The organism is Flavobacterium sp. GW823-FHT04A11 (genome assembly GCF_058796535.1).
In genome coordinates this window covers 928616-939782 of the sequence record NZ_CM179503.1, presented here as the reverse complement: position 1 = coordinate 939782, position 11167 = coordinate 928616, and the positions used below count along the sequence as shown (strand labels likewise).

Genomic DNA, 11167 nt, shown 5'->3' with positions numbered 1-11167 from the left:
AAAATAACTTATGGAGATTAAAAAATCTTACTTTTTCTTCTTTGAAAGATTTTTCTTTAACATAATAAAACGCATTTCTACACTTATTATGTTTTTTGGGAGAAAAGTTAATTTTTCAATGAAAACATTTGTAACAAACTCATTTTTATACTTTATTTGGAATAGAATAATCTTAAAAGGAATATTTTATTTTAAAAAGTTCTGATATTTAAATAGTTAGCTTTTTCAAGAAATTGAATAAGGTTTTGACTTATTATTTTCAAAAATTATTTTGTAAATAAATGCTTTCAAAATGTTAAAATTTATTTTAACACAAAGAAAATAAAACCGTTTCAATCGAAAAATCGTAAGTAATTAAACGTCAGGATTTTATTTTTTCCATAAAGAATACCAATAAAGCCCCAAAGACATAATCACAAATACCACTACATTATGATTAGAAAACTACTCCTACAAGTTCAATCTTTATTATTTAATTCTTCCCAAAAAAAGATTTTTATTCCTAGTGTAAGGCTACTTTGTCTGGGGATGTTTTTTGTTGTTTCATTTGCGAATGCGGCAACTTTTTATTCAAGACAAAGTGGTAATTGGAACACAAGAAGCACTTGGTCTTATACTTCAGGTGGTGGACAAGTTCCAAATGGAGTATATCCTGTAGCGGGAGATATCGTTCATATAGAAGGAGGCTATACTGTTACTTTAACAGCGAATGCGGCCTGTTCAACAGTAGATTTTTCAACTGCAACCAACAATTCATTAGTGCTTGCTGGTTTTACATTGAATGTATCCGGAAATATTACAATTCCAAGAGCTTCAAGCACACTAAACACTTTAAATGTTGGATCCGGTACTTTGACTGCCGCATCAATTGACTTTCCAACAACAGGAAGTGCGGTGAGACATAAAATAATTATTTCAACAGGTACAGTGACTGTTTCAGGAAGTATTGCTACAGATAGTCCTACTGCAACAAGTGCAACAATTGAGTTTACCGGTGCTGGTACATTAAGAGTTGGCGGAGATTTTTTCTCTAGTGGTGGAGGAGCATTAACGCAAAGTACAGGTACAGTTGAATTAAATGGAACAAATCAAACATTTAACAATTTTACTTATTATAATCTTATATTATCAGGAAGTGGTACCAAAACATTTTTTACAAATGCTGCAACTTCTGTTACAAATAGCTTAACTATAAATTCAGGAGTAAATGCAAATTTAGGTACATTCACTCATACTGCAAATAGATTAACATTGGGTAGTACTCAAGTACTTCCAAGTTCATGGGGAAGTTCAACTTCAAGTGCAACAAATAAAAGCGATGTATATTTTACAGCTACAACTGGCCAGATAAATGCTACAACAAGTACATGTTCAAATTTCTCTACAGTAACGCCAACTACAAATGTTTCTTTTAATACTTTAAATAAAACAACATTAGCCACAAGTACTACTGCTTATGAAGATTTCACAACTGATAGTCCAACTACGGTTGCCAAAACGCAATATTATGCTCTTACTGTAAAAGGAAATACTGGCGGTGATGTTAACGGTTATTATTCTGCGTTTTTTGACTGGAATAATGACGGTGATTTTGATGATTCTGGTGAATATTTTCAAGTAGGTACAATTAGAAATTCTTCAGGAACAGACTCAAAAGTGACTTCTGTTTATATACAAATTCCTTCTACTGCTTTTACAGGAACCATCAAAATGCGCGTAATAGGAAGAGTTGGAGGTTATAATACAACACCTTGTGCCATAAGTGGAAGTACAGGGCAAATGGAAGATTACAAAATCACTATTCAGGATGTTTGTACAGGAAGCACAGCTCCCGGGAATACTTTATCAACAGCAAATCCAGTTTGTGCAAGCACGCCACTTACATTATCATTACAAAATCAAAGCACTATATCAAGAGCCGCAACTTATGAGTGGGAATCTTCAATAGATGGCGGGGCTACCTGGTTAAGTGCTACTCCGGCACCAAAGAATTTTTTCTCTAGTGATTTTTCTACAGTGCCTGCAAGTACCAATGTTTATGGTGCAGCTTCTATTACAGGAGGTGAATTAGTTTTAACACCTGCTACAGGATCTCAAATGGGAGGCTTTGTTATTCAGACAACACCTGGTTCAAATATGAATCCGTTTACTGTTAATTTTAATTATACAGTTAGCGGAGGAAATGGAGCAGATGGATTTAGTTTAAGTTATGCTTCAAATATAAATAATGATGCAGGAGGAGGAGAAAGCGGAGAAGGATCTGGTATTGTTGTTCAATTCGATACTTATGATAATGAAGGAGTTGCGACAGGAAGCCGTGTTAGGATTCTTTATAATAGTGTTCAGCTTTTTGACACTGCCATTGATGCTCCTTTTAACCTTTTGACAGCAACTAAAAGAAATGTAAATTTAAATGTTGATGCAAATGGTGTATTATCACTTAGCATTGCCGGAACAGTTTTTATCGCAAATCTTCAATTGCCGGCAGCTTACCTTTCAGCTGATAAATCGGCCTGGAAATTTAAATTCTCAGGAAGAACAGGTGGAAATTACGATAAACACGCTATAGACGATTTGTCTATTAAATTCCTTGATGTTTCAAATGCAGCATCAACATATACAACTACACAAACAGTTCCAACTCAATATCGTGCTAAAGTAACATGTGGGGGTACAACATTAACTTCTACTGCAATAACAGTTAACATGATTTCTGCGGTAGTTAATCCAATTACTGCTTCAATTTGTTCGAAAATAGCTTTTACCGTAACACCAACAAACGGTACTAATGGAACTGTTCCATCAGGAACAACTTATACTTGGCCAATTCCTGTAGTAACAGGAGGAATAACAGGAGGTGCTGCAAGTGCTGGTACACCTGCGAGTATTACCGGAACATTAACAAACCCAACGACTGTTGCACAGACTGCTACTTATACAGTTACACCAACTACTTCAGGTTGTGTTGGAGTTCCTTTTACGGTAACGGTTACTGTAAATCCTGTACCGACACCAACATTTACTGCTCAACCAGTAACACCTACTTGTGTTGGTACTTCTGTAACTTATACAACACAAGCATCAATGAGCAATTATGTTTGGGGATTTCCTGGAGTTGCAGGAACAGATTATGTAATTGTCTCTGGAGGAACCAGTGCTGATAACACTGTTACATTAAGATATTTAACAACAGGCAGCAAAACAGTAACTATTAATTATACAAATGCAAGCACTTGTACGGCAGTTACGGCAACTTCTTCATCAGCAGTTACTGTAAATGCTTTGCCAACTCCAACATTTAATGCACAGGCACCAGCAACAACATGTATTGGTACTTCTGTAACTTATACGACACAAGGATCTATGAGTGCTTATGCATGGGGATTTCCGGGAGTTGCAGGAACAGATTATACAATTGTTTCTGGTGGTACAGCCGGAACAAATACTGTTACTTTAAAATATTTAACCGCTGGAAGCAAAGTAGTGACTATTAATTATACAAATGGGAATGGATGTTCTGCAGCTACGCCAACTTCTTCTTCAGCAAGTATTGTAAATGCGTTGCCAACTCCAACATTTACTGCAGAGCCAGGAGCATCAGCATGTATTGGTATATCTGTAACCTATACGACACAAGGATCTATGACAGGTTATACATGGGGATTCCCTGGAGTTGCAGGAACAGATTATACAATTGTTTCCGGAGGTACAGCGGGAACTAACACCGTTACTTTAAGATATTTAACAACAGGAAGCAAAACAGTAACTATTAATTATACAAATGGGAATGGATGTACTGCAGCTGCTGCGACATCTTCAACAGCAACTACTGTAAATGCATTACCAACTCCAACATTTACTGCACAACCGGGTACAGCAACTTGTATCGGTACTTCTGTAACTTATACTACACAAGCATCTATGAGTAATTATGTTTGGGTAATTCCGGGTATTGCAGGCACAAATTATGCAATCGTCTCTGGAGGAACTAGTGCTGATAACTCAGTTACATTAAGATATTTAACAGCAGGAAGTAAAACAGTAAATGTTAATTACACAAATGTTAGTGGTTGTACTGCTACTACAGCAACATCTTCAACGGCAACTACTGTAAATGCTTTACCAACTCCAACATTTACTGCACAAGCAGGAACAGCAACTTGTATCGGTACTTCTGTAACCTATACAACACAAGGCTCTATGACAGGTTATGCATGGGGATTCCCTGGAGTTGCAGGAACAGATTACACAATTGTCTCTGGTGGAACTAGTACTGATAACACTGTTACATTAAGATATTTAACAGCAGGAAGCAAAACGGTAACTATTAATTATACAAATGGAAATAGCTGTACGGCAACTGCTGCAACATCTTCAACAGCAACTACTGTAAATGCTCTACCAACTCCTACATTTACTGCACAAGCAGGAACAGCAACTTGTATTGGTACATCTGTAACTTATACGACGCAACCATCTATGAGTGCTTATGTATGGGGATTTCCTGGAGTTGCAGGAACAGATTATACAATTGTTTCCGGAGGTACAAGTGGAACTAACACTGTTACATTAAGATATTTAACAGCAGGAAGCAAAACGGTAACTATTAATTATACAAATGGAAATAGCTGTACGGCAGCTTCTGCAACCTCGTCAACAGCAACTACTGTAAATGCTTTACCAATTCCAACTTTTACTGCACAGCCAGCATCATCAACTTGTATTGGTACTTCTGTAACTTATACTACACAAGCATCTATGAGTAATTATATCTGGGGATTCCCCGGAGTTGCAGGAACAGATTATACGATTATTTCTGGAGGAACCAGTACTAATAACACGGTTAGTTTACAATATTTAACTTCTGGAAGCAAAATAGTAACTATTAATTATACAAATGGAAATAGTTGTACTGCAGTTGCAGCAACATCTTCAACAGCAGTTACAGTAAACCCATTACCAGTTATATCAACACAACCACAAGCTCTTGTAATTTGTGAAGGTTTAAATGGAAGTTTTATTGTTGCAACTTCTGCTACAAGCCCAACATTTCAATGGGAATATAGTGCAAGTGCATCAGGACCATGGACAATAACAAATGCTGCAGCTGGTGTTTCAGGGCATACTACAGCAGCTTTATCAATAACAAATGTTCCGGTAAGTTATTCTGGTAACTATGTTCGTTGTATTGTAACAAGTAATGGCTGCAGTACTATTTCAAATGCCGCTTTACTAACTGTAAACCCGGCACCAACAGCACCAACTTTAGGAACACCAACTACTGTTACGTGTACAACTTTAGGAAGCGTAACATTAACAAACTTGCCTGCAGGCAGCTGGACACTTAATCAAACTGGTTTTGTTTCAAACACAATAAACAATTCCGGAACAAGTTATACAGTTACAGGACTTGCAGCAGGAACATATCGATTTACAGTTAGCAATGGTACGTGTACTTCTGTAGTTTCAGCAGATGCAATTGTTGTTGACCAATCCTCCACAACTTGGAACGGTACAGCCTGGTCAAACGGCACGCCAGATGCTACAAAAGCGGCGGTTATTGCAGGAGCTTTCACGGTATCTGCCGATTTAACGGCCTGTTCACTGACCATTAATCCGGGAATCAGCATCACGGTGCCTTCAAGCAGAACCTTGAATATCGTAAACGGACTTACCGTTTCACCAACAGCATCGCTGACTTTTGACAACCACTCAAGCCTTGTTCAGGTAAACAATACGGCCGGTATCAACTCAGGAAAGATTACCTACAGACGTATCGCGGCGCAGATCCGCCAGGCGGATTATGTATACTGGTCAACACCGGTAAGCCCGCAAAAGCTTATTGATGTGTCACCGGCATCTTCTTACGATAAATTCTATGGCTTTAACGGAAACAGTTGGGTATCAACCAATGTAAACACCAATATGGTGGTAGGAAAAGGATATATCATCCGCGGACCAAACACCTATTCCAATACGGCAAAAGCAGATTATACGGCTTCCTTTATCGGTGTACCAAACAACGGAACCCTGACAGGGGAAACCATGACTGCAGGGAAATACTATCTGGTAGGAAACCCTTATCCGTCAGCACTGAATGCCAAGAAATTTTTGGATGACAATACGTTTTTAGACGGAACACTTTATTTCTGGACGCATAACACGCCTGTAGTTTTATCAGGGGCATACCAATACAGTTCAACGGATTATGCCAGTTATAACCTGACGGGAGGTGTTGCAACTCAGGAGTCTGCCCTTAGCGGAAGCATACCGGGTAACAACAATGCCAAACCATCGGGAGATGTTGGAGCGGGACAATCCTTTTTTATCAGCGCGGCTACTGCCGGAACGGTTACCTTTAACAACGGTATGCGTCTTGGGGCGGCCAACAACAGCCAGTTTTTCAAATCGGCTGCAGGCTCTGAAAGACACCGCGTGTGGCTGAACATGAAAAATGCAGGAGGGGCCTTCAAGCAAATGCTGGTAGGTTATGTGGAAGGTGCCACCAATGAATATGAAAACAGATACGACGGGGTGAGTTTTGATGCCAATCCGTACCTTGATTTTTACAGTGTGGCCAATGGCAACAATTATGTAATCCAGGCGCGTTCATTGCCTTTTACAGACACGGATTTGGTTCCACTTGGATACAGAACTACAGTTGCGGGAGATTTCACCATCTCTATTGATGAGGTAGACGGTGATTTAACCAGCCAGAATATTTATCTGGAAGACAAGAAAACAGGGACTATAAACAACCTGAAAACGAGCGATTATACCTTTACAACCGAAAAAGGAACATTTGCCGATCGTTTTGTACTGCGTTACACCAACAAAACACTGGGAACAGGAGATTTTGAAAACACAGAGAACGGACTTTTGGTTTCGGTAAAAGAGAAAACCATCAAGGTTCTTTCTTCAAAAGAAAATATTAAGGAAGTAACCATTTTTGATGTAACGGGAAAACTGCTTTATAACAAAAAGAAAGTCGGAACAACCGAACTGCAGATCCAAAACCTGCCATCGGCCAATCAGGTTCTTTTGGTAAAAGTTACACTGGATAATGACTTTACAACAACTAAAAAAATTATTTTTAATTAAAGAATAAATAAATTTGTTTCTAAAAAAGACCCGCTTATGCGGGTCTTTTTTTTTGGTTTTTTTAGTTAGAAAATGAGCTTATTAAAATAATTAAAATATCACGGTAAGTGGGTATTGCAGGATATTAAAACGAATTATAAATTTAGTCCGATTCTTACAAATAATTCTAACTAGATTTTTCTTTCCATTTTGATTAAAAGAATACTCCTTTCGTTTGTCTTGGCTTTATGCTTCATAAGTCCGAAACTTTCAGCGCAACAAGGCAAGGTCGACATCACTTTTAACACACTTGATGACGGATTAAGCGGAGATGGTTTCGACAATATAGTTCGGACTTTATCGATGCAACCTGATCAAAATCTGCTTGTTGGGGGAGATTATTTAAATCTTAACGGCGTACCTTCTCCTTATTTTACCCGATTAAGTCCTGAAGGTATAATCGATACAAACTTTCATACAGGAACTGGCTTTAATGGTAAAATTTATACTTCACATATTCAAAGAGACGGAAAAATAATTGTTGGAGGAAGTTTTACTTCTTATAATGGAAATAATGCAGGCAGACTTATCAGACTAAATCAAAATGGCTCAAATGATGCAGCTTTTACTACCAGTATTGGCGCAACAACCGGAATTATTTATGATGTTTGCGAACAGGCTGATGGAAAAATTATAATTGTCGGCAGCTTCACAAAGTACAATGGCGTTACAGTAAATAGAATTGCGCGTATTTTGCCCGACGGAACGCTGGATTCAACTTTTAATACCGGAATCGGATCACCATCAAATATTACAAATGTTGCAGTTTTACCCAATGGAAAAATAATATTGACTGGAAATTTTGTCAAATTCAATGGTATCGAATCTAACAAAATCGTTCGTTTACATCCGGACGGAATAGTCGATACAAGTTTCAACATCGGAACAGAATTTAATGATGATGTAAATGCGATGTTAGTTCAATCAGACGGCAAGATTTTATTAGGAGGAAAGTTTACAACCTATAATGATGTTTTGGCTAACCGAATTATTAGGATAAATGAAGATGGAACTTTAGATTCTTCTTTTTTGTCGGGATCCGGATTTAGTGGAGGTGCAGTTGAGGTTATCAAAACAGATTCTGCAGGAAATATTATGGCAGGCGGATCTTTTACAGGTAATTATAATGGTTTTGAGATCAATCGAATATGTTTTTTAAACTCAAATGGAACTATAAATACTGATTTGGATTTTGGTTCAGGGCCAGCATCGGCATCTGTTTTTGCATTAGAAAATGATGCAGAAGGATCTTGGTTTATTGGAGGATCATTTTCTGTTTTTGACGGATTAAATCAAGGTCGGTTAGCAAAAATTAATACAGATGGAGAATACGATACAGGTTATTTATCGGCAGGAATTGGGTTTGATAATTCTGTTTATAAAATGCTTTCTTTAGAAGATAAAAAAACAATGGTTTTTGGAAATTTTAAAAAGTTTAATAACGAATCAGCTTCCAGAATTGTTCAGCTTTTAGAAAATGGAACTTATGATGCCACTTTTAATCTGGGACATTCAGGAGCCAACAATTTAATTAAAACCGCTGTTTTACAAAAAGATGGAAAAATTATTCTGGGAGGAAACTTTACTAAATATAATGAAACAAATTGCAATCGTATCATCAGGATTTTGCCGGACGGATCGGTTGATAGTTCGTTCAATGTCGGCTTAGGTTTTAACAGTCAGTTATACGCAATGGCAATTCAATCGGATGGGAAGATAATTGCAGCAGGAAATTTTACAAATTATAATGGTTCGGCAAATCCTGCATCCCGAATAGTGAGATTATTAGCGGATGGAAGTAGAGACAACAGTTTTAACGTTGGCCGTGGCGCAGATGGTATTATTGAAGCAGTTATGATTGAGCCTGACGGAAAAATTTTGGTTGGCGGGAGATTTACAACTTTTGATGGAATTTCTACACCACGATTGGTTCGGTTAAATTCAGATGGGAGTATAGATTCAGGTTTTAATATTGGAGCAGGTTTTGATAAAAATATATACGCTATCGGGTTGCAATCTGATGGAAAAATTATTGTGGGCGGTTCTTTTTTGCTTTATAACGGAACATCCCAAAAACGAATCGTTCGCTTAAATAAAAACGGAACTTTAGATACAACTTTTGAGTCCGGTACAGGTTTCAACAAAGGCGATGTTCGAAGTATTTTAGTACAGCCCGATGATAAGATTTTGGTTGGCGGAACATTTTCAGGAACCTATAAAAATTTCCCTTCTTTGCGATTAGTGCGTTTACTGAAAACAGGAGAATTTGATGTTTCTTTTGATGCCCATTTAAATAGTAAACTCTTTGCAATGGCTTTTACTTCAGATTTTAAATTGATGATTGGCGGAGATTTTAATTCAGTTTCAGGAATATCCAAACATAGAATTGCCCGGTTGAAACTTTGTTTAGACTCAACAATTTGGAATGGTAAAACTTGGTCAAATGGTTTTCCGTCAGGCGGAAAACAGGTTTATTTTCAAGATAATTATTCGGCTTTAACGACATCAAACATTTGCAGCTGCTCCATCGAAGAAGGAAAAACAGTAACACTTTTAAGTGGAAATACTCTTGAAATTGAATTTGATCATTCGGGTTTAGGCACTTTAGTTTTAGAAGATACAGCAAGTTTATACCAACAAGACAATGATATTATAAATACAGGAATCGTTCACATAAAAAGAAAATCTTCACCAATATTAAACTTTGATTACACCTATTGGTCGTCTCCGGTTGAAAATCAAAAGCTAATAGACGTGTCACCGTATACATCTTTAGATAAATTCTTTTCGTATAATGCTATAACAAATTATTGGAAACAAGAAAATCCATCAGATAAAATGATTTTAGGCAAAGGATATATTATTCGCGGACCACAATATTTTTCAGCAACTGAACCCTCAAAATTTGAAGCGATATTTAAAGGAATTCCAACAAACGGAAAAATAAACTTGAGTTTCGGAAAACCTAATGCCTTTAATTTAATTGGAAATCCATATCCATCAGCCATTAATGCAGATGTTTTTTTGACTAAAAACACCGCAAACATTTCAGGAACTTTATATTTCTGGACACATAATACACCATTCACCAATAATAAATACGCTACGGATGATTATGCAGTTTACAATTTACTCGGAGGCGTTGGTACAAAAGCATTATCATCAGGAATTAATGATCAGATTATTCCCGATGAAACTATTCCATCAGGACAAGCATTTTTTGTAACCAATAAAGATTCTGAAGTTGTTGAATTTGATAACAGCATGCGTATTTCAGGACAAAATTCCAGTTTTTTTAAACAAGTAAAAGCAAATAAAAGGTTTGTCGAAAAACACCGAATTTGGTTAAATCTTAAAAACAATGAAGGCTTATTTAAGCAAATTTTATTGGGATATATGAATGTAGCAACCAATTTATATGATGAGAATTATGATGCAGAATCACTAAATGCAAATCAATATGTGGATTTTTATAGTATAAACGAAAATAAAAATTTGGTAATTCAGGGTCGAAGTTTGCCGTTTAGTATTGGTGATTCAATTCCTTTGGGATATCGTACTACGATTGCCGGAAATTTCACGATTTCAATAGATCACGCAGACGGGAATTTAAACAATCAGTCTGTTTATTTAGAAGATAAAGTAACCAGTACAGTTCATGATTTGCAAAAAAGTGATTATTCATTCAATACTTCAACAGGAACATTTGCAAATCGGTTTGTATTGCATTATACCGATGCATCGTTGGGAACAAGAGATGTAGAAAATCTTAAAAATGCTGTTTTTGTATCAGTAAAAAATAAAGTGATTCGATTAAATTCGGTAAAAGAAAATATTCACGAAGTAAGTGTTTATGATATTTCCGGAAAAGTCATTTATAATAAAAAGAAAATTGAAGCTGCTGAATTCGAAATAAATCTACGAACAACGGATCAGATTTTAATAATAAAAACAATTTTATCGAACGGTTATATAACCACAAACAAGATTGTACTTTAAGAGAAAAAGCCTTTGTAAATTTATAATT

Annotated in this window: 2 protein-coding genes; both read left to right on the top strand. The window is 36.6% G+C overall.

Going from position 1 to position 11167, the window contains the following annotated elements; all coding sequences use genetic code 11:
- The first annotated feature begins 528 nt into the window (after positions 1-528).
- Positions 529-7101: a DUF8693 domain-containing protein gene (locus AC3QL1_RS04185; protein WP_492495369.1), complete on the top strand. Its 6573-nt coding sequence runs from the start codon at positions 529-531 to the stop codon at positions 7099-7101.
- 189 nt (positions 7102-7290) lie between these two features.
- Positions 7291-11139, top strand: coding sequence for a DUF8693 domain-containing protein (locus AC3QL1_RS04180; protein ID WP_492495367.1), 3849 nt, complete (start codon positions 7291-7293; stop codon positions 11137-11139).
- The last annotated feature ends 28 nt before the right edge of the window (positions 11140-11167 follow it).